Below are 23,383 nucleotides of genomic sequence, written 5' to 3' on the forward strand. Positions count from 1 at the left end.
AATCCAAATAAAAATTATGGTTCTTCTAATAATCTAAGTGTACACTTATATAGTAATGTAACGGAGTAGTTTTTGACTACTTAACACGGAATCGGAGGAAAATTTGTCCGTTTAATGTTCTTATTGGCCTTGAAGTAGCGGAAACATTCGTCAGTGGAACAATCAGGTTGGCGCCTAATTTAAGCCGGCCGGTATTGAAGATGAGGCCCGTTTTTATTGTGACAAGATTGGTTTGTACCAAGTTGTTGAGATCTTGTTTTGTCAATAAAAGCCTGGACGTAGGGAGAACCTCGCCTGCATAATTTTTCATGCTTTCCTGAAAAAGTGCTCTGTTTAGTTTGCTATAACCTAATCCCGCTGAAAATGCCAGATTGGGAAAAAACTGATAATTGTATTGTAGGGACAGATTGATACCAACAGCTTTGATCATGTGTGTATTATAAGAAAGATCTTTAATCGTTGAATCGAGCGTCTGCTTAATCAGCTTATTCCCGGCCAAATATTGTTGGGAAATGAAAAAACTGGCGATTACAGATTGTTTGTCGTCGAGATCTTTGCTAATCCAGAGGCCTGGTATAAGTAAACGATATGGTTTTTTCGTACTATCAGGACCAGGGAGCAAATATTTGGTGTCCTTAAATGAGCTCGCGGCGTTCCATTCCAATCCTATGTGAAGTGTCTCTAAAAATGGCTTTTGGGAATTAGCTTTTATATTTTCCTCTCTTTTATCTCCTGTTTTTATTGGCCTGGTTACAATGGCATTTTTTTTCAGAACAGGAAATTGGGTCGATTTTGGAATTATTTTCTTGACTGAAAAGGCGATTTTTTGGTCTGATTTTATCTCATTTATTGGTTGAAATGAATCGTTTTTTTCTTTGAAATAGGAAAATTTATTGTCTCCGGAATTGAAAGATTTTTGAACGGTAGTGTTCCCGGAATCTTTGTCTTTCAAACTTACGATTAGTCCATTTGACACATTCTCTGTTGAAAATCTGTTTGATAAGCTTTTTTTATTACTTATTTTCTTTGTTATATTTCCAAAACGACCATATCCCTGAACTTCCGAAACTGCTCTGTTGGGTCCATTTTCGGTACGCCCCGAATTTGTTTTTTTATTTTTTAAAGTAATTTCAGGATTATGAAAACTGGGATTAACGGATTGATTTTTACTGTGTGTCAACTGTTCGGAATATATTTTGTCCTTTGATGGCGAATCCGTTATTACATTATTTTCAATACCAGTCGAATTGCCTTTTAAACTATCGTTTCTTGTAATAAGATTTTCTGAAAAGGTTGGTTTTATTTGTTCCGGCACATCATTTAGTACGACACTATCTTCAAATTTTTCCTCGAAATTCGTTTTTACATTTGTTTTTTCTTCTGGACTTTCAGGGATTAAAAGCCAGCTACCGGCTACAATTGTTGCTCCGGACAAAAGTCCTAAACCATATTTCAAAAAGTACTTGAATTTTCCGGCAGTTTTTAAAGATGAATCCGGAATGGAAGTATTTCCCAGCATATCACTCATTTGCGACCACGCGTTATCCGCCTGAACTTCCGGTTCTGGTAATTTTCCGCTGAGGTACTTTTTGATATGTAGGTTTTTCTTGCTCACAAGTTTTTAAATCGACTTTTCAAATATAATTTTTAGCCTGCTGCGACTTTCGCTTAAATGCCATTTTACAGTTCCTTCACTGATGTTTAATGCTTCTGCAATTTCCTTCACCGAAAATCCATCCAGATAAAAAAGACTGGAAACACGGCGTGTTGCCATGGGTAGCTGACTCATATAAACTTCAATATCATCGTATTCCAGTTCCTGAAACGGATTTTCTTTTGCTTCAAAAAACATATTTTCCTTAATTTCATCGTAATCAAAATGCTGCGTTTTTTTATCCCGAAGCAAAGTAAGCGCGGCATTTCTCACGGTAGTATACATCCAGTTGAAAAATTCACCTTTCGTTGCATCATATTGATCCAGATTTTTGAAAACTTTCATCATTCCGTTATTGATGGCGGTTACGATCTCATGTTTATCCTCAAAAAAATTTCTGCATAAAGCAAACAGGACAGGATAAAATTGTCGGTACAATTTCTCCTGACTCTGACGCTCTTTTCGTCGGCAACCGGCTAATATTTCCTTTAAGTTGTCCAAGCTTATGCTCCAAACGCCGGCAAAGGTGAGTGCTTGCCGGCGTCAATTTTTTGTTAGGTTTACGTTACAATGTCTTCGTGGTGAAAATTACTCCATCATCATAAGGCCATGTGAACTGGTAATTTCCTCCATTTCTTGTAAAAGATCCTTTATAATTTTTTCCGTTAAAAGTGATTTCAAGATTATATATCTTGCCGTCTTTTATTGGCTCATTGGTATAAATGTATTGTTTTGATTTTGCATTTTCAGTCGCACAACCTGCCGGACTGATCACCTTGAGGAAATCGTATACAAACGTGTCCTGAACCTTATCACGGGAAAAGAGCATGTAATTGTTGTTGCATTTATAATTGTTTTTTGTTTCTGCCAAAAATTCCAGGTGAAAAGTGGAATCTGCAAATGTGATGGGTGTCAAACTCAGGATATCGTCTGCGTCAAAATCCTGGCGTATTTCTACATTATCGTTTCCAGGATCATAAATGACAACATCTACGAGTAAAGAAACGGAGTCTTGTGAAATACTGTCGAGCGCAGTAATGGTGTATTTTCCGGTTTCTGGGAAATAAATCGCTGCAACTTCATTAGTTTTTGATACCCGGATATTTTGATTTGGAGAGACTTTCCATTGAAAATTGAGTGGGGATAAACCGTTTTCTAATGCAAAATGAACAGATTCACCTTTTTGGACGGTTGTAGTGGTAGCCACTTTTATTCCTTCCAGCTCTGAAGCCCCGATTCTATCTGCCGAATCTGAAGAATCGACATCATTTCTTTCACAAGCTACCAGCTGCATAAGCGCCAGCAAAATCATTCCGATTAAAATTTTTCCCTGTTTCATGACCATTTTGAAGTTAAGTTTAGCAGACTGACAGAACTTTTGCTGTCAATAAAATAAACTACAAAGGGTAGGTGTAAGGTTGGGTCGGAGGAGGAAAAAACTTATTTAAATTTTTTAGCTAGCTGTTGATTCAGAATTTTTGATATTTCCTCATGTTGTTTATAAACCATCAAATGCCCGCCACCTTCAATAATGATGTCCGGTTTTACAATTTTTAATGGAATTAACCGGTCTTCTGATCCGTGAATATGGTAGAGATTTTCAGCTTTATCCGGATGTTTCCATTCGCTCATCCGAATTAGTGCCCATTTTAGAAATTTGCTATCCGTATCGTGGAGAATTTGTTTTAGTAATGTTTTTAATTCCGGCGTATCGGCTCCAAAGTATCTGTACGTGTAGGAATTAGTGGATTTCAGTATTGGTGCGGCAAATGGGCTTGCAAGGAAAAATTTTATCAAACCACGATTAAATTTTGAAACAGGAATATTGGTTGGCGTACTCGAAATTAATATAATCTGCTCGGGGCGAACAATCTCTGCAATTTCGGAAGCCACAATACCGCCAAAGGAAAGCCCGACCAGCTGGAATGGTTTGGTGGTATCCATTTGTGCAATTAACCTTTGAGCGTAATCATGCAGCGGCTCTTTTCTTTTGGGAGAAATCCATTCAATATAATGAACATCATAACGATCATCCAGTTTCAGTTTATCAAAAACACGTTTATCAGCGCCTAAACCACTCAAAAAGTAAACATTCATTTTTGGAGATTCACTTACTGCCGATTTTTTTTCGGGAATCAATGTAGAAAACAAGGTTAGCATCAGCGTTAGGTACAGCATATTTTTGTTTTTAAATCAACCAAATGTGTTGGTTAAAAATAACTTTAATATATGTACGAAACCCGATATAAGAAAGATTAAAGAAGGGTTTCACGCAAAGCAAAAAAATAAAAGCAAAGACCGCTAAGAATGAAAACTTAGCGGTCTTTGCACTTCTTTCCTTTCTTCGCGTGAAACCTTTTAAATTTACTTCATAAAACTATATCTCAATCCGACCATCACCCATCTTCCAGGCATTTTCGCTCCTAACAAATCACTGTATTTCGTATCTCCAATATTATCAGCCTGAACAAAAACAGACAATGTTTTTTTCAAAACTGCATATTCAGCTTTTACATTCAGTACAAAATAATCTCTCGAAATAGTTGCTTCAATAGCCGATGCTTCACGTTTTGCCCGGTTTTTGTAGATTCCGTTGAGGCTAAGTGAGAAATTGGAATATTGATATAATACTGAAAAATTACCCAGGAACTTGGCGTGTGATGAAATGTAAAATGAAGTCGTTTCGCTGCTTTCGCTATTCAGCCAGGTAAGTCCGGTTGTCAGCCACAATCTTTGGTTTTCGGCAATTGTTTTGGAATACTGCATATCCAGTTCGGCACCGGTTGTATTAACGCTGGCAATGTTTTTTGCCAAAGCATAGGTTCCGGTTGGCGAAAGGTTGTCTTTACGCGGCATCTGGGCATAAGGAGTAGCGGTATAATCGATCAAATTGCTTTGTCTGCGTTGAAAAACAGTACCGGAAAGTTTCAGATTTGATAAAAACCAGTCCGCACCGGCTTCGTAACTGAAAGAAGTTTCTGCTTTCAGGGCCGGATCGCCCACACTGCTTCCATTGGTTATGATCGGTTTGTTATAATTGTTGTAACGTTCGGTAAAATCGGCATCACGTATTGTTTTTCCGGCGCTTCCGCGTAATTGCCAGTTGTCTTTTTTGTATGATAGATTAACCTGCGGCACAGCTTCGGTTCCAATTTTTTCGCGCCAGTCAAAACGGACAGACGGGCTAATTGTAAAATTCTCTCCAATTCTTTGGGATAAAGTTACAAAAGGAGCCAATTGATTTATTGAATGATCTCCACGATCATTGGAAGCAATGTTTTTGTTTTGAAAATTTAAACCGGCCACCAGACTCGTGCTCGATGTGAAAATTTGTTGCCAGGTAACTAATCCCTGCCAAAGTTTAGACTTGCTGTTATTTTTGATAGATAAGGAATTAAACAAATACTGGTCCTGAACATATTTATACCCTCCATCAAAAGAAAAAGCAGATTTCCCTTTTTTGTAACCAACTTTCACCTGGTTCCAAAACGTTCCGACCTGCTCGTTTGCAGTATCTGATTTGGCGGTCGTATAAAAATTCTGAGCTGCAAAATCACGATGATCAAAGGATGATCTTACGGCTAAATTCCATGCAGGAGAAAACGCATAATTTGCAGACAGCGATGCGGTGTTATTATGGAAATATCCTTTGGTACCGCGCTGTTGAACTCCCGTTGCATTGTTTGAAATAATTCCACCGGAAACTGCCAGCTTATTTTTTTGAACAAATACTCCCATATTTCCATTAAACAAACCATACTGGCCAGCGGTTGCGGAAGCGTTTACAGCGGTTTTGTTATTATTTGAAACAGATACATCATCATTTTTTGCAGCCAGTTTTGCTGCAAAAGTTTTTGAAACAATATAGATAACACCACCCACAGCCTCAGAACCATAAATAGCCGAAGATGCTCCTTTCAAAACCTCAATCCGTTCTATTTCGGATGGGGAAATGGGAATATAGCTGCTGAAATGGCCGGTGTTCGGGTCGTTCAACCGCAAGCCGTCCATGATCACCAGAACCTGCTGGAATGTTCCACCTCTTAAAACAATATCACTTTGAGAACCCATAGGTCCCCGCGCCTGAATTTCAAGTCCGGGAATGTATCGTAGCAGATCATCAATACTGTGAACCGGAAGGTTTTGAAATAAATCACCTTTTATCACCGCTATATTCCGGCCGCTTTCTGATGCCCGTTTTTCGATAAGCGATGAAGTGACCGTCACAGGATCCAGTGCTATTTCCTGTGCTTTGGCAAAGTGTAAAAGGAAAAGTAAAAAGAATAAACTGTAAAATTTCGACAAATTCATAAACAATGATTTTTGATAAATGCACTGCAAAGGTATTGTCCACCCGGACTCTTGATATACTCCGGTTTTAAGTTAATAGGTAGTCCGGTTGAAATTGTGCCAAAAAAAGAATGTTGGACATTTCTTTTTTCTTATTCTTCAAATTTTTCCGGTTCCGGTTCTTTTTTCTTTCTTAAACCAAACAAACTGCCGGAAGCTTCTTTTGGTGTCTGGTCTCCCAGTAAAATACCCCAGGCTTCCAGCCCTTCAACCCGATCAAAAACAACTTTCATCATGGCGATAACCGGGATTGATAAAAACATGCCGGAAAGTCCCGCGATAGCACCGCCAACCAAAACGCCGACAATAGAAACCAGTGCGTTAATCTTCACTTTCGAACCAATAACCAGCGGAACCAGAAAGTTATTGTCAACAAACTGAACGGCCAGAAATATTCCGATAACGCCTAAAATCGTATCAATTTCGGGATGACTTATAAATGTTACCATAACAGCCAAAACGATAGCAACCAGCCCGCCGATGTAAGGAACGAGATTCAGTATGGCCGCCATAATGCCCAGCAGAATTGCATATTGAACATTTAAGATCAATAACCCGATACAATTCAGTATGGCAACACTAGCGGTTTCAAGCAGTAAACCAACCATGTAACTCTGGATGATCGACTTGATCTCACCCAAAATCTCCATGACCTTTTCCTTATGTTTTTGGGTGAAAAGTTCAACCATAAACAGCAGAAGCATGCCGCGATAATAAAGTAGCAGAAACATGTAGATCGGAAGTAAAATCAGGTTGCCAAGCGGCCCGGTAATGATGCCCAAAGTTTCGCCTCCCTGGAAATTTTCCATGGTTTGCGTTTGTGCTTTTTTTAGATATTGATCCTGCTGACGATAACTAACGCTATACTCACGCCGAATCCAGCGACGGGCATCGGCATAAAAGTTATTAATGTTCTTTTGAAGTTTTGGCCATTCGTCAGAGAAGTCGGAGAGCTGCATGGAAAGCAAAACAGCGAGTCCGGCCACAATCAGGATAGCAAATAAAACTGCCAGACTGATCGAAAGCATTTTAGGGATTCCATGGCGCGTCATCCAGCTTTCCATGGGCCGCAACAAAACCGCCAGCAAAGTGGCCATGGCGAGCGGCACAATGATATCCTGGCCCAGATAAATGGTAAGCGTAATTAATGCCAAAGCGATCATGGTATGTGAAAGCTTATGGTAAAAGGGTTTCGGTATAGTTGAATTCATCTGGAATTATACAAAATTTAACGGCCTGTTCAGCAGACTGCCTAAACATCATTTTGACCTGTTCTTATTAAAATCAAGCCAACAAAAAACCTTTCACTTAAGCACTATACGAAACCTTGCCTTCTTTGCGCTTCAACCTTGGCGATTTTGTGTGAACCCTTAGAGGTAACGTAACCACTTTTTCTCCCGATGCGCTGATTTATAGCCGGCATACCAGACGCACAACGGATAAAGCGAAAGCACCACAAAAGTCCAGATCAGATAAATGTAAGGAAGCTCAACCCCTGAACCCTCCACCGGACGGCCAAACATAAACGGGCCGAAAGGTAGATCTTTCCAGGAAAATCCCTGCAAAAACATTAATCCAAACATCAGTGAGTGGATAAGATACCAATGCAGCAAATAATAAAACAAGGGCACTTTCCCGTAAACTGAAACAAATCGTGTAAATCCATTTTTGACACCATCGGCCAAAGCAAGGAACAAAAATGCAAAGCCTAGCGTGATTGTCGTATAAAGCAAAGAAGGAGGATATTTGGAGATATTGATAAATGACAAAAAAGTAAAAACAGCATTTTTTTGCACAGACCAGGGTGACGGATCGCCATAAAAATTGGTAAAACGCAAAACCGTAAAAAATGCCAGTAAACTAATCCCGATTTTAAATAAAACCTTTTTCCTTTTCCCATCATCCAGCATAAAGATTTGTCCGCAGCCATAACCTGCCAGCAAAATTCCAAGCCAGGGAATAATCGGATAAAGAATAGCAAACGTGAAATTTGGCGTAACCGGCAAAATGTCGAGCCGGAAGAAGAAGGACCAGATTACTCTTAGCACAGGATTTTCGCTAAAAGTAATATTACCTAAAAGATTGTGGCCCAAAATAATGACCAGTCCAATAATTCCAATAATCCGGGATGACAATTTCAGCAGGAATGAAAGAATAATAAGCCCTACACCAATGGCCGCAATAACCTGGAAAACCAGCATTCTAAAATGAATATCAGCCCATAAAGCGAAATTTATAACCGTGAATTCCAGAAGAATGAGCCAGAGCCCCCGGCTCACCAGAAATTTTCTGCCAGCGGAAAGATCAGTATTGTTTTTTAAAGAAATAAAGGCCGAAGTTCCGGATAAAAAAACAAATGTTGGAGCACAAAGATGCGTGATCCAGCGTGTGAGAAAAATCCCGGCAGTGGTTGTAGTCAGGTCAACAGGATTTTGAGATAATGCCGTGGTATGCATCAGATCACGCACATGGTCCAGAGCCATGATGATCATGACCAAACCTCTGGTAAAATCAATAGTATCAACGCGTTTCATATCCGGGGAAAATTGTGTTTAGTACCAAAAGTCTAAAAACGGGAAGTTTACTGATTTTCAAAAAAACGCTTTTGGTATAGTTCTTTTCCCTAACTTCCCAAAACGCGACTCACTCCTGATCTTTATTTATGGCCCAAGAATCCAAACTTCCTATTTACGGTGCGCTTGCTGCCAATATTGGTATCGCGGTTATAAAGTTTATTGCCGCAACAGTTACGGGAAGCTCCGCCATGCTTTCGGAAGGAATTCACAGCACGGTAGATTCCGGAAATGAATTATTACTTCTTTTAGGAATTAGCCGAAGCAAAAAACCGGCAGATCAGGGACATCCTTTTGGTTATGGAAAAGAACTTTATTTCTGGGCGCTGATTGTCGGGATTTTAATTTTTGCATTGGGCGGCGGCATGTCTTTATATGAAGGAATTACGCATATCCAGCATCCGGAGCCGCTTAAAGATCCCAAATGGAATTACATTGTTCTGGCCGTTTCCATGTTTTTTGAGGGAGGCTCACTGATTATTGCCGTCAAAAAATTCAACGAAACAAGGGGAAATGCTACTTTCTGGAGTGCATTACGGTCGAGCAAAGATCCATCTCTTTTTGCTGTTATTTATGAAGATGCCGCTGCTTTGGCTGGTTTGCTAACTGCATTTCTCGGCGTATTTCTTGGTCACTATTTCAACAATGCGTTTTTCGACGGTGCTGCTTCCATTGTGATCGGTTTGATACTTTGTGTTGTGGCTGTTATCATGGTTATTGAAAGCAGAAAACTCCTGGTAGGGGAAAGCGCGCAATCAGATACTGTCCGTGGAATTTATGAGTTGGTCAATCAGGATTCGGATGTTTCTACCGTGTATTATCCGCTGACCATGCATCTTGCCCCCAATGAAATTTTACTGGCACTGGATGTTCAGTTTAGAAAAGATATTAGCCTGAAAGAGCTTGTTGAAGCAATTAGCCGGACTGAAACCAATATTAAAGCTGCTTTTCCGGATGTGAAAAGGATATATATCGAAGCCAGAAATCTTGCAAAATCAGGGGAGCAGATTGCAAAGGAATACAGGGAAAAAGGCGAATCCTGATGGTGTGACTTCGGCTTTCGGTGGTCAGCCATTAGCTTTGGCACTGCGATGGAAAAAACGGATTAACTCTTATTAGTCCAAGTAATTATCTCTTGCAAAAGACTTCTTTTCAAGACCAAGTATATATTATCGCTTTTTTATAATTATTAAACTAATTTGGGATAAAATTATATTTTGATCCGAATTGGTATGAACAAAAGAACTTTTATAAAACTATCATCTGCATTAATGACTGCTCCATTATTTTCTCCGCTGACAGGTTGGGCGACTGGCGAAAAGCTTAAAAACTGGGCTGGTAATCTTGAATATGGCACAACCAAACTATACCAGGCCAAATCAACGGAACAGGTAAGTGAATTTGTGAAAAAACATAGCAAATTTAAGGTACTTGGTACGCGTCATTGTTTCAACAAAATTGCGGATAGTAAGGATGAATTTATATCGCTCACTCAGGCGGACGAATTGATCGAAATTTCTTCGGACGGTAAAACAGTTACTGTAAATTCGGGTTTGAAATACGGACAGCTAAGTCCGGTTTTGGATAAAAAAGGATATGCATTGCATAACCTGGCTTCGCTTCCACATATTTCCGTAGCTGGTGCCTGCGCCACAGCTACGCATGGCTCGGGAAATAAAAACGGGAATTTATCAACGGCAGTTTCCGGGATGGAAATTGTTACCGGAACCGGTGAAACGATCAAATTATCAAAAGAAAAAGATGGCCAGAAGTTTTTGGCGGCAGTTGTTAATCTTGGTGCGTTAGGTGTAGTTACAAAAGTAACGCTGGACATTCAGCCTACTTTTGAGATGAACCAGTATGTATATCAAAATCTGCCTTTTTCAGCATTGAAAGATAATTTTGAAGCCATTGAAGCAAAAGGTTATAGTGTGAGTCTTTTTACAAACTGGCAAAGCGGTGATATAGCCGAAGTGTGGGTGAAGCGGAAAATTGAAAAAGGAGAAAACTACAAACCGGAAGCAGAATTATTTGGCGCAAAACTGGCAACGAAAAACCTGCATCCGATTCCGGAATTATCTGCTGAAAATTGTACCGTACAAATGGGCGTGCCGGGACCGTGGTATGAAAGAATGCCGCATTTCAAAATGGGTTTCACACCAAGCAGCGGTGTTGAGCTGCAATCAGAATATTTTGTACCGAGAAAAAATGCGGTAGAGGCCATCATGGCAGTTTACAAACTGGCCGATCAGGTTGGGCCACATTTGCTGACCACCGAAATCCGTACCATCGCGGCGGATGATCTTTGGATGAGCCCTTGTTACAAGCAGGATAGCGTTGCCATACATTTTACCTGGAAACAGGATTGGCCAAATGTTAGTAAACTATTGCCAATCATTGAACGAGAGCTCGCTCCGTTTAACGCCCGTCCGCACTGGGGGAAAATGTTTACCATGGCACCTGCCAAGCTACAATCACTTTACGAAAAATTACCGGACTTCCAGAATCTGATCAAAGAATACGACCCCCAGGGGAAATTTAGAAATGGGTTTTTGGATATGTACGTTTATAAAAGCTAGGAAGAGAAAATTCGATTAACCGTATAGTAAGATCTGCTTGATTCATTACGATAAACCGTATGATACGAGCAGATCTTTTATTTTGATATTACAAGTTTTTAGTACCTTCGATCCTTAATACAATTATTTTTATTCAGGGAATACATTTCCTATGCTTTCAAGTTCACTGCGATTTTATTTTCGTTTACTATTAGTCCTGATTCCTATCATTGTTTTTGGTGCTTATATTGTCAAAAATGCTGTAAATGTTCCTTATGATGACGATGAAGCTTTATTAATCAGCATTAATCTTATTCACGACAATAGCCGGAATTTATTTCATGCCCTTGTTCTGCAACACAATGATCACCGGATTTTCTTTTCAAGACTGGCTGCCATATTGATAGGATTTTTTAACGGTGAAATGAATTTCAGAACTATGATCATCTGTGGTTATCTGAACCTGATCCTGTTGGGTCATGCGCTTTACCTGGTATTCAGAACAGTCAGCAACAGATTAATTTTCTTTCTGCCCGTAACCCTGTTGGTATTTTCGCCCCTTGTTTACGTCGTTCATCTCTGGAGTATCACGGCATTTGAACAAACCCTGGCGATCACATTTTCACTTTATAGTCTTTATTTTCTTCAGGCGTCCAAACAGAAAATCTGGTATTTGTCCATTCCTTTTGTTGTTGCGGCTACGCTGGCAAATCTGGATGGGCTAAGTATAATTCCGGTTGGCTTGGTTTGGCTGATTTTACAAAAGAGAACGAGAGAAAGTCTGATATTCGGCGTTTTCTCCGTTGGTTATCTTTTTATTTTCTTTCAGGGATTCAACTTTTCGTTTTCCTCCGAATCCTTCACTTTATCCCAAACGATCTGGCTGATCTTCAGAGGTTTTGTCTCATTTACAGGGTCAATAGTAAAAGTCCTTTCAGACTCTCACATCTACATCCTCTCACTCACGGCAGGAGGTTTTTTTCTGGTGATTTACCTGCTCTTTTCTGTGAAGAAATTTACAACTTCCGAAGGCTGGAAGGATGTATTATTTCCTGTAAGTTTCGTTGAAATCAGCTTTTTGAAATTATTGGCCTGCGGGTTCATGATTGCCATGGGACGAGGGATGTCAAATATTGATAGTATGGCTGCCATGCGTTTCCAGGTTTATTCAGTCAGTATCTGTGTGTTATTTTACTTGTTTGTTTTAAGTAATATTAAAAACAAAAAACTTCAAAATTCCCTTTTTCTGGTATTTTCACTGACCGCATTATCACTGAATTTCTGGTCTTATGCAAAGTATGAAGATGCAGTTGCAGAACACAACGACGAGTTAAAAGTCGATTCCTACAATTTCCCGAATCATACTTTTTTCATTCATCAGTACGCCAAATCAGAAGACCATGACAAGCCGTTTTTCAGTCATTATACTTTTCCGGAATACTTTTCGGAGAGTGAAATTCAACTTTGGAATGAGCAGTCAGCCAGCCAGGATTTGAACACACAAAATATGATCAAGACTAGTATAATTGAAGATAAATCCCGGTATGGAGAATATAAATACCCTGTTTTAAATATTGAAATCGATCATTTGCCGGCTGGCATTCCAGGGAAAGAAGTTTATCTGATGTTGTCCGATCGCATGAAAATGGATAAACCTTATCTCATAGCGCTACGGCTCCATAACAACAACTGGCTGAGAAATCTGTTAAAGCCTGATACATTACCTCCTTCTTTTTCTGCCATCATTCCACAAAAAATGCCGCAAGGAATGTACAGTGCGGCATTATGCTGGACGGAAAATGGTATTCCCAAAAGTTTGTTGATTGCGAAAGATTTTGCTGTTAAGGCCAATTAAGATTGCTCTTATTTAATCCTTTCAAGCAAAGCCATATAAAATCCGTCATAACCTTCATCGGCTACTGACGTTCTTCGTTCATTCATCAACCGCCAACGATCGCCAAATTCCATGATAAATCTTGTTACCTGATCTTCCGATTCTGATGGTAACAAGCTGCAAGTGGCATACACCATTTTTCCACCACGTTTGACCATTTTGGAATAATTGCTTAAAATATGCCATTGTGTATTTCGTATCGTATTCAGAAAACCGGGTTGCAATTTCCATTTCGTATCCGGATTTCGCCTCAGAACGCCGAGTCCTGAGCATGGAACATCCAGCAAAAGTCTGTCTGCTTTTTCAACCAGATCTTTCACAGTCGAATCATTTTTTATCAAACCAGTCGTCAGAATTTTTACGCCATTCCGGGTCGCGCGTTTTTGAAGTTCTTCAAGTTTGTAATTCTCAATATCAAGGGCAATAATGTTGCCTTTGTTTTCCAGTAAAGAAGCAATCTGCAAAGTTTTTCCACCGGCGCCAGCACAGGCGTCTATCACCGTTTGTCCAGGTTTAAGATCCAGAAACGGAGCAATCAATTGTGAGCCTGCATCCTGAACTTCAAAATGTCCTTTTTTGAAAGTTTCCTGCCCAAAAACATTTTGACGCTTTTTAAGAATAATCGCCGTCGGGACTTCTGCAACCGTTTCCACTTTGTCTTCACCAAAAACAGAGATAACCGATTGAAGATCAGATTTCAAAGTGTTAACCCGCAAAACAAAAGGTGCCTGATGATTCAGTGCTGTAATTTCTTTCTCCCATTTATCACCTAATTCGCGTTCCCCCACTTCATCAATCCAATCCGGAATAGACTGTGCGATTTTACGGACTTTCAGTGCTTCGTGATAGCGGTTTAAAACCATTTCCAGGTTAATTTCTTCAAATTCCGCCCATTCAGGTAAGATGTTATCGCTCTCCCTATGAAGCTGTGCAGGCTTGATGATTTGCCAGGTACCCACCATTTTCCAGAAATGTTCCGGCTGCGTCACTTTTTCCAGACTGGCAGAAAACTTGATCAGCCGCCACCAGCGAACGATTTCATAAGTATTTTCAGCAATAAAAGCCCGGTCGCGTGCACCCCACTTCGGGTTCGATTTTAACAAACGTTCCACAACACGGTCAGCCTGCTGCTTATCCGAAAATATTTCCTGCAAGGCCTGAACCGTCGCTGCTATTAATCCTCTATATAATTTCAATGTCAAAACAGACTGGTTGTCTGGATTAGATTTTATGGTTTGGAAGTAAACCACTTTGGAGGCAAAGTTCGGGAAAGTTTTTGAAACTGCTGACACGGATTTATAATTGGCGTCAGCACAACAGGAGAAATTAATTCCTATTGAATTTTAATTAAATATTGGGTATTATTGTTACTGATATGACATACATAGAACATAAATGGTAGTATCGGAACCAAACATAAAAAACCTTTCAAAGAGCTTCCTAACCTATTCTATTCCTACAAGGAGTGAAAAGAAAAAGGAAGAGTCTATACCTCAGGAACTTCTTAAACTATTAAAGGTTAAGGTTGGTGAGCTTAAAGATACCATAGAAATGAAAGAAGAAAGGATAGAAAAGATGATTTCTGTTCTTGAAAAAATCACGTGGGTGACTAATCCTGATGCAGAGGAAATGCAGCTTATTGAAGGCATAGTGGAAGACACAAAAACGTATCTGAATCAAGAAATGAAGTTCGTTTCGACGGTTAAGCCGCTGGTTTTGAAAGGCTTTGCTAAGAAAGAGTTTCGTTCTTTTTTAGGATCCGTAGATGATTTAAGAGAAGCGCTGCAAGATGTCCAATCAGTATTTTATACCTTGCCAAATAATAAGGACTTTTATGAAAGCCTTAAAGATTTAGAAGATCTGTAATGGAGCTATTTTGTACAATTGATTTCTATCTGGCATATCATAAACTTAAAAAGAAAAACTCTTACAAAGACCTCGAATCTGAAATACTAAATCACTTCTTCGATAAAAGTGTACTTGATTTGTGTGAGGGAACTTTACTCAATAGTCGTAGTGAAGTAAATCCGTACATAAAAAAACGTATAAAAGGTAAAGGAGGATATCGGATATATTACTATCTATACATAAGTAACGATAAACTATACCTTCTATTCGTACATCCAAAGTCCGGCTCTTTGGGAGCGAGCAATATTGATGATACATTCAAAGCTGAAAATATCAAAAAGCTACCCGTAGCCATTAGAAATAAAGAAATTTATCAACTTGAGAAAGATAAGTCCGGTAAGAAAATAACATTTATAAAACAAGAATAGGAAGACTTCATGAGGTGACACAGCTTACCTAACCTCCCGCAACTCCATCTCAATCCCTCTCAACTGCCTAATCATTTCTGCCTTATAAGCCAGCGTCTGATTTGTGATTTTTGGAACCAGATCTTTATAATATTCAATCCCAACCAAAAGCTGTTCTTTAAATCTGATCAGATATTTTTTCTTTTTTTCATTCAGCTTTCGGGCATTTGCTTCAAGGTCTTTTTTGTAATAATCAACATAAAGATTCAGCTCGTTGATAAACATATTAGGCCGGTCCACTTTGCTAAGCAAATCAATCTTTCCATAAATATGGCTCACCATTTCATCCAGAGAATATACTTTTGAAAACCAGGCGAGGTTTGGCCCTGGGCAAATGGAGACTGCCGAATTTTCTCTTGGTTTGAGCAAATGATTTTTGAGTAATGTTGAGGTGCTCAGTCCGTCGCACAGACAAAGTTTTTCGGTAATGGCATTAAATAGCTCGTCATAATCAGCTGGTTTTGGATCAACTGACTGTAGTTGTCTGATTTTTAGATGCTGATATTGTCTGGATGCGGTGCAGATTGGTTCGCTCGTAAATTCGGTATTGGAAACAAGATATTTTTTCTTGCACGGACTTCCCGGCCGGCCGGCTGCTAAACGTTCCAGACGCTGTTTTTCCGCACTGCTTTTTTTGAAATTGTTGAAAAGAACACCAAGCGGGGAGGAATTGCTGATATAATAATCTTCACTTTTTGCTTCTGCCAAATCCTTTAATGTGTCTTCATCAACATTAGTAACCTCAGGAACAAGTAAAAACGGACTTCCCCAGCCGGTCGCATCCACCTGATAATGTTCGAGTAAAAACTGATCCTCTTCCGCTGTTCCTATGCCGCCCTGAACTGTAATTTTCACTGCCGGGGCTTTACTGATTTTATATCCTTTTAACTCAATTGCAGTTTGGTATAAAGCAAAAAGCTCTGTCAGCATTTCCTGCTTTCTGTCTTTAAATTCTTCCAGAATCGGTCCTAATAAATATCCTTCCGTAGCAAACGCATGTCCGCCGCAGTTCAATCCGGATTCAATCCTGAACTCGGAAACCCAGATTCCTTTTTTTGCCAAAAACTTGGCCTGAATGAAAGCAGAGCGGAAATCACTTACTTTCAGGATAATTTTTTTATTGAAATTTCCGTCTTCATCCGGATGAAAATCTTTGAAACTTTCGAGATAATTGTAAAGTCTCGGGTTCATTCCAGCCGAAAGAATCAGGGAAGATGTGAGTGTGCTATTGGCAAATCCATGCAAACCGGCTGATGCGTCTGAAAAGTCATCCGGCAAAGTTTCTCCATAAACATCCTTATTCAGTTTGTCTACTTTCGACATGATATTTACGTCAATAGCTCCCTTCTTCATTGCATGTCGCAGTGCGTTTTGCATCCATTTTTTCTCTTCCGGATTTTCGGATAAAAGCATTTTTTTATACCGCTTTTTTAAAGAAGATGTATCAGGCAGGAGCTCGAAGTAACGGGTAATATCATTTCCTTGTTCAAAAGGTTGCTGGCGTAAATTGTCAAATTGTATGTTGACGATCCTTTCCATCAGATCCAGATATGCTGTAATACGCCTGCTTCTGAAATCGTGTTCGCCTGAAAAGATTGGCGTGAAAGTTTCGCCGGTTTTGAGGGTATGAAACTTCCGCATCCGTTCAATCATTTCGTCATCGACAATCGAGGCGACGGACGAAATTCCCAAATGAGAAACTTTAATGGGTGTATCCACAGAATAACCCAATCCTAAAACCGGGATATGAAAGGTATGCGTCGTATTTTCGGTGCTCATGAGTCGCTTGAAGTCATTAATTTTCAATGCTCAAAACTAGGACTTCGTCTTAGTAGAATTATTGACGCAGATTGGAAGCATTCATGATAATCATCACCTTCAGATCTTGATTTTAGGATTAATGGATTTTGAAAACAGGATTTTTCATGTTTATCTTCTTTCGTTGTAGACGCCCACTTCGGCCAGGGTTGGCGGAGCGGTAAATTCATCAATAGAAATTCTCACTTTTCCTGCCCAGATTCTGTCGAAACGCAGTGTTTTTATTTTCTCAGGATTTATTATGGTCTGCAACGGTTTCCAGTTTCCGTTTTCAAAATATTCTACGCGGTACTTTTTAATAGAAGCTTCACCCTGCGCAATCGTGATCATATTGAACGCTTTGTCTTTGTCAAAAGAAATTTCAAACCAGGGATTTTTAACTTCTTTATTGGAGACCCAGGAAGTACTGAAATTATCATCATTGGCAAAATCCATGATATCCATATCGTTACTCCAACTCGAATTTGTCTGCTGATGTTTTGCAATATTGGAAGATATAACCGGTGCATCGACAGGCCCTAGTTTTGGCACACTTCCTCCTTTTTTCCACAAATCACCCATTTCTTTTAAAGCTTTCAACGCGTTGTCATCAATTAATCCATCGCGGTTTGGCGCAACGTTCAAAATGAAATTGCAGAAAACCTGGTTGAAAGGTATCAGATTATTGTTGACCAGTTCATTCGGATTTTTAACAGGATCGGTCGGGAAAGTGGTTTTCCAGAACCATGCGCTATTGATCGGTAAGCAGGATAATGCAGGTAATTTGTTGGTTTCTTTTGAAATTTTTTGTCCGGCGCCTTGTTCGTAAGATTTAATATCTGTGTAGAAAAGCGTTTCCTTTGGATATTTTGCAGCGTTCAAATCCATCAGCAAACAATTTGGCTGCAAGGTTTTTACCAAATTGTAAATTTCTTCAAAAGGAACATCATCATACGAAATCCTGGACCAGGGTGCATCCCAGCCATCAATGATCAGCGCAGAAATTTCGCCGTATTGCGTCAGCAATTCGGTCAATTGCGCTTTGATCATGTCAATATGTTTCTTTTCAATATAACCCGGACGCAGTTTGTGGTGGGTATCCAGAATTGAATAATAAAGCATCACTTTCAATCCATTCGCTCTGAAACTTTCGGCATATTCCTTCACGACATCTTTTTTCAAAGGACTGTTCATCACATTATAATCTGTCGTTTTGGTATCCCAAATGCAAAATCCGCTGTGATGTTTGGTTGTCAGACAGCCATAAGTCATTCCGGCAGATTTCGCTGCTTTTGCCCATTGGTTACAATCCAGTTTTGTCGGATTGAAAACGGAAGGTGAAGTATCCGGATCCGGCCAATCCTGATTTACATACGTAGGTATATTGTAATGGATGAACATACCAAAGCGAAGATCGATAAATTGCTGTTGCAATTCGGGAAGTGGTTTTCCTTTTTTTGAAGTTTGTGAATGACCAGTGAATGGTAAGGTCAAAAGCAGAAGAAATAAAACGGATAGTGATTTTTGCATGTTCGTTTTGGCGGTGCTGCGCATTTTTGTTTAGGATTTGTATTGCGGTGCTCTGCACCTTTGGAAATTATGTTTTTATGGTTTGTGCTACAAATATTTCGGTGCGCTGCACCTGGCTCGTGCTCTGACCTTAAAGTTCAAATTTATGGTTTGTGCTACAAATATTTCGGTGCGCTGCACCTGATTAATATTACGTAGTATCTCTTTCAATAGCTTTTCAAAACACTTTTAATAATCGAATCTTTTTGCGCAGCTTTTAATTTGAGATTGTATTGATAAACTACTCCTTCCCAATCACCATAAACCGGATTTGGTAAAACAATAAAACGTTTGCCAAAATCAGCAGCTGAAAGGTAAGTATTTTTCATTCGTTCATTTTCCGGTTTTTTATCAAATAATGCGCTGAAATCGGCCAGGTTATCGCCCATCAACATAATGATGTTATGCGTTTCGGCAATTTTCTGGCGTCTCGCTTCTTTGGAAGAAGCGGTTTGTTTCAATATCAGATTTTCGTTAACCGCATCAGGAAATCCAAATTTCACCAGATTTGCCAGCGTTCCTTTTCTTTCCGCTTCTGCTCGGTTTGTCAGATAGAAAATTTTAACGCCTTTTGAAGATGCATATTTTAAAAAGGGCAAAGCACCGGGAATGGTATCTGCTTTGGAAAGGGAGGTCCATTCTTCCCAGGATTTTTGTTCATAATCTTTACCTTGTAAAGATTGTTTTACATCATATGGACTGTTATCCAGAACGGTTTCGTCAATATCCGTTACAATGGCCAAAGGTTTGGATTGTGGCTGAAGTAAAGCTTCATCTACGCGGATGTGGGCAATATTAAAAGCCTGAAAACAAAGTGCCTTATATTCCGCGGCGCGTTGCTGGAACAGTGCTGTAAATAACTTCCCGTCGGCTGTAAGATTTGATAATGTGATGGCGGGCCCGGATTGCTGTTTTGCAGTCGTGCATCCCAAAACCAGCACTGCGATCAATAATGCGTATTTTTTCATAGGACAAAGTAAATCAGTTATCATTTAATAGTCGACAGATAGATCATAAAATCAGGAATTTACCGCAACATTCTTACGCTTTACCTCAATCTGATCAAGATCAGCAACAGCATTCAGAATTCTCGCGTAATGACTGGAAACAAACTCACTGAACAATGGAACGTAAGGAATTTTTAAGAAGAGGATTTTTATCAGCATTAGGATCAGCAGCGATTCTGCCCATTTTAGGATCTTGCAGCAAAGATAGTGTTGAGCCGACAACGACAGATACTACCGGTACAACGACTGAAACTACCACCGGAACAACAGGTTCCTGCACAACCACGGCAACTGAAACAGCTGGTCCGTTTCCAACAAAAACGCCTGGGACACTGGTAACAAATGATATAACCTCAGATCGTACCGGAACAAAGCTGACTGTTAAAATTACGATTCAGAATAAGAACAACAGTTGTGCAGCTTTGGCCAATGCGATTGTGGATATCTGGCATTGTGATGCCGCCGGGAATTATTCTGAATATGGTGGAACGGGTATGCAGTCAACCAATTATACATCGGTTCATTTCCTTCGCGGAAGACAAACGACGGATGCCAACGGGCTTGTGACTTTTACGAGCATTTATCCAGGCTGGTATTCTGGACGCGCGCCACATATTCATGCGCATATCTACAACAGTTCAGGAACTTCACTTCTGGTCACGCAAATTGCTTTTGATCAGACGATTTGTAATACCGTTTATGCTCAGGGTGCATACAAAAGTCACGGTTTGCAGGATACAACAAACGCAAATGATAATGTTTTCAGCGACGGAATAACAACGGAACTGGCCACATTTACCGGAAGCGTTTCCGAAGGTTATGTGCTCACACATACGATTGTTGTTGCAGGATAATTAGAAAAGCTAAACGGACCAGCAAATGAAAAAAGGCCTTATTCAGCTCTGTTACCGGAAAATAATTGATGCCGATTCACAGAAAATCTGGGACAAATATGTTTTTGAAGATACTTACATGGAGTTTTTCATGCAGTCGCAGACGCACAATCAGGATGGTAAATTCAGGACTTATCAGGAAATAACGGAAAATGTGCCCGCAGCCAAAAATCTGGCATATCTGGTGAGTACCGCTGCATTCAATTATATCAGACAATTGAAAGACATTGTTCCGGATATCACCAATGTTTTCGGAAAGTTATGTCTTCCTTTTAATCGTTTCAAATTTGAAATAATACATTCGGATGTAAAAGATAAAACAAGTCATAAGGTCGCGATTTATTTTTACAGTGAGCCGTTAACCTGGATTGATACAATAGATGGAAAATTGTTGATAGCCTATGGAGATAAACTTGAAGCGATTAATCTGGGGATGGAAGTGGAAACTGAAATGATCGCGGTGCAACCGTTTCTAAATATTTCAAGTATAATTCTTCCTGCAAAACCTGTTTTAAATCCGAAAAGTGAATCTTTTGATCAGGTTACTGACAGCGAAATAATTTAATATGATCACACAAACAAAAGGACAAATATATCTGGCGAGTCAGCGCGGATGTTCCCAATTACCTTGGTTCCGGAGTTTTCATACTTTTAATTTTGGCCTTTATAAGGAGCAAAACAGGGAGCCTTTCGGGAATTTGCAGGTTTGTAATGATGATACTTTGGCAGGCGGTAAAAGTTTTAAAATGCAGCTTGAAGTTAATACGGAAGTGATTTTAATTCCGGTTGTTGGTGCGATTGAATATAAAAACAGCTGGGGTGAAACCGGCATTCTGGAAGCCGGGCAAATGCAGGTTTTCTCAGCCGCAGCCGGTATGGAGTATGAAATTAGTAATCCGTATGAAACAGAACTTGTTAATTTTATCCAGCTTTTTTTAACAAATAACGATAATTCGTTTATTCCAAAAATTCAGGAGATCAATATCGATCTGGGCAACAGAAATCAGCTTTTTCCGCTTTTCTCTCAGGCCAAAAATGGTGTTTCGATACATCAGGAAACGTATGGTTATATCGGAAAATATACCGGAAGAAGTGAAGATTTATATCAACTTAAAAATTCAGAAAACGGAATATTTGTATTTATTATCGAAGGCGCATTTGAAGTCCAGAATCGATTAATGGAAGCCAGGGACGGCTTGTCGCTCCGGAATCTTGATGAACTGCAATTCGAAGCGCTTTCAAATGATGCCATTATATTGATCCTTGAAATATCCGGGATGTGAGCAGGTTGCGAGTCTTGCTTATATCCTGAATTTCAGGGTTCAATGATAACATTTAAAATTCGTGTTTCAGCAGCCGGGTTCTTTTCAAAAGAGCGGCTCAAATTAAACTTCAATACATCTTCTCCCATCGCTTTTGTTGTGCGCAGCGTAAATGTTTTGATCATTTTACCGCCAGGAAGATTTTTATCTTCTGATTTATTTGTCGATGTCGATATTTCTTCAATTTGGGATTTGCCCTTATCAAGCGTCCAGTCATAACCGGTTCCTGCTTGTAATGGAAGTTTTACGGTCAGTGATGAACCACTCCGAAGCGCAACGGTATCTTCGCTTTTTTCAAGAATCACAACTTTATGTCTGCTTTTTGAAGTCGCGCATTTCCAGTTTACCAGCACCAACATAATCAATGAAATCCACAATAGCTTTTTCATGATCTTACTTATTAAAGCCTAAACGGAATAATTTTTGTCTCCGTTTTTCTATGAAAAGTAAGTATTTTAAAGTCGAAAAACAAACAAATGAAATTTCTTCAAGACTTATTTATTTATCTCATTATCAAGTATTTATAGAATATTTTCTTGCTGTTTTGATTAAATTAAAATTAGAAAAGACATATTAAAACCGACAGTTCAGATACCGTCGGTTTTTCATCACATCAATAATTATTTCGAAGCTAAAATTTCAATTTTTTCAATGATAGGATCAGATGCAAGAAGCTCACTAGCGTCTTCCATTATTACAAGTAATCCTGATGTGATCATGTTGCCGGTTTAGTAAATGGTTTTGTATCGATAATCTACATACGTCAAAATTACGTATATGTATTCAGCGTAACCTGATAATGGCCGTTTATCTTTAATCATTTTCAGATCCCGATAATTTGTACACGATTTACCTGTATTTGACAATGGTTCGGACAATAGGGGATTAGTACTTTTGAATTGTCTATTAATCAGTAGTGCAATGAATGGAAACAGAGCAGGTATTTACTTCCATTGTAATTATCCCTGGATGATTTTTTGAATAGGGCGAAAAATTTATCTAAAAATCTTAAAAGAATCTTAGCCATGAGCAACAACAAAAAAAGATCGGATATTGATTTAGGAAAAGGATTCCGTTTTAAGCAGGGATTTTTAAAAGATACAAAATCTTCTGCAACCTCAGAATCCATCGGAATATCGCCTTTGCTGATGAATTTGAATGCTTCACCCAGTTTTTCGGAACATGAAGATGACTATGATTTGCCAGGTCTTTTTTATCGCGAAATGTTGTCTGACGAAGACAGAATGAATTTGGTATGTAACATTGTTTGCTCATTAAAGGGAATGCAAAATCCCCAAAAGGAGGAAATGATCCATGATCAGCTTCATCATTATTTCAAAATCGATACAAAGTTTGGTCTGGCTGTGGCTGATGGAATGAAAATTAAAGTCGGGACATTTTTATTGTCACGTTGAAATAAACGGAGGTTATTTATGACTTTACGAAGGTCG

The 23,383-nt window shown here is 39.3% G+C and carries 20 protein-coding genes; 8 read left to right on the plus strand and 12 right to left on the minus strand.

Translation table 11 applies throughout. The annotated features are described in order from the left end of the window. Nucleotides 1-76: 76 nt before the first annotated feature. The 7 genes from LXL81_RS13610 to LXL81_RS13640 form a co-directional block, all read right to left on the minus strand. Entirely contained in the window at nucleotides 77-1,615 is a 1,539-nt protein-coding gene (locus tag LXL81_RS13610; protein ID WP_234647338.1) for a hypothetical protein, read from the minus strand. A 6-nt stretch (nucleotides 1,616-1,621) separates the two neighbouring features. After that, a complete protein-coding gene (locus tag LXL81_RS13615; RefSeq protein ID WP_255713708.1) occupies nucleotides 1,622-2,155 on the minus strand; it encodes an RNA polymerase sigma factor in 534 nt (177 codons plus the stop codon). Between the two features lie 64 nt (nucleotides 2,156-2,219). Continuing rightward, entirely contained in the window at nucleotides 2,220-2,993 is a 774-nt protein-coding gene (locus LXL81_RS13620; RefSeq protein WP_234647339.1) for a hypothetical protein, read from the minus strand. A 101-nt stretch (nucleotides 2,994-3,094) separates the two neighbouring features. Further along, entirely contained in the window at nucleotides 3,095-3,832 is a 738-nt protein-coding gene (locus LXL81_RS13625) for an alpha/beta fold hydrolase (RefSeq protein WP_234647340.1), read from the minus strand. 186 nt (nucleotides 3,833-4,018) lie between these two features. Then, nucleotides 4,019-5,965 carry a TonB-dependent siderophore receptor gene (locus LXL81_RS13630; protein ID WP_234647341.1) on the minus strand — a complete coding sequence of 649 codons (1,947 nt, stop codon included), beginning with the start codon at nucleotides 5,963-5,965 and terminating at the stop codon, nucleotides 4,019-4,021. Between the two features lie 131 nt (nucleotides 5,966-6,096). Continuing rightward, nucleotides 6,097-7,215, minus strand: a complete 1,119-nt coding sequence (locus LXL81_RS13635) for an AI-2E family transporter (protein ID WP_234647342.1) — start codon at nucleotides 7,213-7,215, stop codon at nucleotides 6,097-6,099. Nucleotides 7,216-7,374: 159 nt separating this feature from the next. Further along, complete coding sequence (locus LXL81_RS13640) at nucleotides 7,375-8,538, minus strand: DUF1624 domain-containing protein (protein WP_234647343.1); 1,164 nt, start codon at nucleotides 8,536-8,538, stop codon at nucleotides 7,375-7,377. A gap of 128 nt (nucleotides 8,539-8,666) precedes the next feature. On the opposite strand from LXL81_RS13640, the gene LXL81_RS13645 reads away from it, so the two are divergent. The 3 genes from LXL81_RS13645 (at nucleotide 8,667) to LXL81_RS13655 (ending at nucleotide 12,990) form a co-directional block, all read left to right on the plus strand. After that, nucleotides 8,667-9,620 (plus strand): cation diffusion facilitator family transporter, encoded by a 954-nt coding sequence (locus LXL81_RS13645; protein WP_234647344.1) that lies wholly within the window; start codon nucleotides 8,667-8,669, stop codon nucleotides 9,618-9,620. 189 nt (nucleotides 9,621-9,809) lie between these two features. Beyond that, complete coding sequence (locus LXL81_RS13650) at nucleotides 9,810-11,156, plus strand: D-arabinono-1,4-lactone oxidase (RefSeq protein ID WP_234647345.1); 1,347 nt, start codon at nucleotides 9,810-9,812, stop codon at nucleotides 11,154-11,156. Nucleotides 11,157-11,307: 151 nt separating this feature from the next. After that, nucleotides 11,308-12,990: a hypothetical protein gene (locus LXL81_RS13655; protein ID WP_234647346.1), complete on the plus strand. Its 1,683-nt coding sequence runs from the start codon at nucleotides 11,308-11,310 to the stop codon at nucleotides 12,988-12,990. An 8-nt stretch (nucleotides 12,991-12,998) separates the two neighbouring features. On the opposite strand, the gene LXL81_RS13660 is transcribed toward LXL81_RS13655, so the two are convergent. Then, nucleotides 12,999-14,321, minus strand: a complete 1,323-nt coding sequence (locus LXL81_RS13660; protein ID WP_310589574.1) for an RsmB/NOP family class I SAM-dependent RNA methyltransferase — start codon at nucleotides 14,319-14,321, stop codon at nucleotides 12,999-13,001. Between the two features lie 103 nt (nucleotides 14,322-14,424). On the opposite strand from LXL81_RS13660, the gene LXL81_RS13665 reads away from it, so the two are divergent. Continuing rightward, entirely contained in the window at nucleotides 14,425-14,895 is a 471-nt protein-coding gene (locus tag LXL81_RS13665; protein ID WP_234647347.1) for a hypothetical protein, read from the plus strand. Between the two features lie 434 nt (nucleotides 14,896-15,329). On the opposite strand, the gene LXL81_RS13670 is transcribed toward LXL81_RS13665, so the two are convergent. The 3 genes from LXL81_RS13670 to LXL81_RS13680 all read right to left on the minus strand — a co-directional run bounded on the left by LXL81_RS13670 (nucleotide 15,330) and on the right by LXL81_RS13680 (nucleotide 19,678). After that, complete coding sequence (locus LXL81_RS13670) at nucleotides 15,330-17,123, minus strand: hypothetical protein (protein WP_234647348.1); 1,794 nt, start codon at nucleotides 17,121-17,123, stop codon at nucleotides 15,330-15,332. 150 nt (nucleotides 17,124-17,273) lie between these two features. Further along, nucleotides 17,274-18,695, minus strand: a complete 1,422-nt coding sequence (locus LXL81_RS13675) for an alpha-L-fucosidase (RefSeq protein ID WP_234647349.1) — start codon at nucleotides 18,693-18,695, stop codon at nucleotides 17,274-17,276. 182 nt (nucleotides 18,696-18,877) lie between these two features. Continuing rightward, the gene (locus tag LXL81_RS13680) at nucleotides 18,878-19,678 is read right to left on the minus strand and encodes a 5'-nucleotidase, lipoprotein e(P4) family (RefSeq protein WP_234647350.1); all 801 of its coding nucleotides are present in this window, start codon (nucleotides 19,676-19,678) and stop codon (nucleotides 18,878-18,880) included. A gap of 155 nt (nucleotides 19,679-19,833) precedes the next feature. Between LXL81_RS13680 and LXL81_RS13685 the strand changes: the two genes are divergently transcribed. From LXL81_RS13685 to LXL81_RS13695, 3 genes are read left to right on the plus strand one after another with little or no spacing between them, the layout of a single operon-like run. After that, the gene (locus LXL81_RS13685; RefSeq protein WP_234647351.1) at nucleotides 19,834-20,571 is read left to right on the plus strand and encodes an intradiol ring-cleavage dioxygenase; all 738 of its coding nucleotides are present in this window, start codon (nucleotides 19,834-19,836) and stop codon (nucleotides 20,569-20,571) included. A gap of 25 nt (nucleotides 20,572-20,596) precedes the next feature. Next, nucleotides 20,597-21,175, plus strand: coding sequence for a hypothetical protein (locus LXL81_RS13690; RefSeq protein ID WP_234647352.1), 579 nt, complete (start codon nucleotides 20,597-20,599; stop codon nucleotides 21,173-21,175). 1 nt (nucleotide 21,176) lies between these two features. Beyond that, entirely contained in the window at nucleotides 21,177-21,893 is a 717-nt protein-coding gene (locus LXL81_RS13695) for a pirin family protein (protein ID WP_234647353.1), read from the plus strand. Between the two features lie 32 nt (nucleotides 21,894-21,925). Here the strand turns inward: LXL81_RS13695 and LXL81_RS13700 are convergent, their stop codons facing one another. Beyond that, entirely contained in the window at nucleotides 21,926-22,321 is a 396-nt protein-coding gene (locus LXL81_RS13700) for a protease inhibitor I42 family protein (RefSeq protein WP_234647354.1), read from the minus strand. A 636-nt stretch (nucleotides 22,322-22,957) separates the two neighbouring features. Between LXL81_RS13700 and LXL81_RS13705 the strand changes: the two genes are divergently transcribed. Continuing rightward, nucleotides 22,958-23,347, plus strand: a complete 390-nt coding sequence (locus LXL81_RS13705; RefSeq protein ID WP_234647355.1) for a catalase-related domain-containing protein — start codon at nucleotides 22,958-22,960, stop codon at nucleotides 23,345-23,347. Nucleotides 23,348-23,383: the final 36 nt, after the last annotated feature.

It is taken from the genome of Dyadobacter sp. CY356 (assembly GCF_021440195.1).
Taxonomy (GTDB): domain Bacteria; phylum Bacteroidota; class Bacteroidia; order Cytophagales; family Spirosomataceae; genus Dyadobacter.

Coding starts and splice junctions, on each gene's coding strand:
- LXL81_RS13620 (WP_234647339.1), bottom strand. CDS start 2,993: ATGAAACAGGGAAAAATTTTAATCGGAATGATTTTGCTGGCGCTTATG.
- LXL81_RS13625 (WP_234647340.1), bottom strand. CDS start 3,832: ATGCTGTACCTAACGCTGATGCTAACCTTGTTTTCTACATTGATTCCC.
- LXL81_RS13630 (WP_234647341.1), bottom strand. CDS start 5,965: ATGAATTTGTCGAAATTTTACAGTTTATTCTTTTTACTTTTCCTTTTA.
- LXL81_RS13635 (WP_234647342.1), bottom strand. CDS start 7,215: ATGAATTCAACTATACCGAAACCCTTTTACCATAAGCTTTCACATACC.
- LXL81_RS13640 (WP_234647343.1), bottom strand. CDS start 8,538: ATGAAACGCGTTGATACTATTGATTTTACCAGAGGTTTGGTCATGATC.
- LXL81_RS13645 (WP_234647344.1), top strand. CDS start 8,667: ATGGCCCAAGAATCCAAACTTCCTATTTACGGTGCGCTTGCTGCCAAT.
- LXL81_RS13650 (WP_234647345.1), top strand. CDS start 9,810: ATGAACAAAAGAACTTTTATAAAACTATCATCTGCATTAATGACTGCT.
- LXL81_RS13655 (WP_234647346.1), top strand. CDS start 11,308: ATGCTTTCAAGTTCACTGCGATTTTATTTTCGTTTACTATTAGTCCTG.
- LXL81_RS13665 (WP_234647347.1), top strand. CDS start 14,425: ATGGTAGTATCGGAACCAAACATAAAAAACCTTTCAAAGAGCTTCCTA.
- LXL81_RS13670 (WP_234647348.1), bottom strand. CDS start 17,123: ATGAGCACCGAAAATACGACGCATACCTTTCATATCCCGGTTTTAGGA.
- LXL81_RS13675 (WP_234647349.1), bottom strand. CDS start 18,695: ATGCGCAGCACCGCCAAAACGAACATGCAAAAATCACTATCCGTTTTA.
- LXL81_RS13680 (WP_234647350.1), bottom strand. CDS start 19,678: ATGAAAAAATACGCATTATTGATCGCAGTGCTGGTTTTGGGATGCACG.
- LXL81_RS13685 (WP_234647351.1), top strand. CDS start 19,834: ATGGAACGTAAGGAATTTTTAAGAAGAGGATTTTTATCAGCATTAGGA.
- LXL81_RS13690 (WP_234647352.1), top strand. CDS start 20,597: ATGAAAAAAGGCCTTATTCAGCTCTGTTACCGGAAAATAATTGATGCC.
- LXL81_RS13695 (WP_234647353.1), top strand. CDS start 21,177: ATGATCACACAAACAAAAGGACAAATATATCTGGCGAGTCAGCGCGGA.
- LXL81_RS13700 (WP_234647354.1), bottom strand. CDS start 22,321: ATGAAAAAGCTATTGTGGATTTCATTGATTATGTTGGTGCTGGTAAAC.
- LXL81_RS13705 (WP_234647355.1), top strand. CDS start 22,958: ATGAGCAACAACAAAAAAAGATCGGATATTGATTTAGGAAAAGGATTC.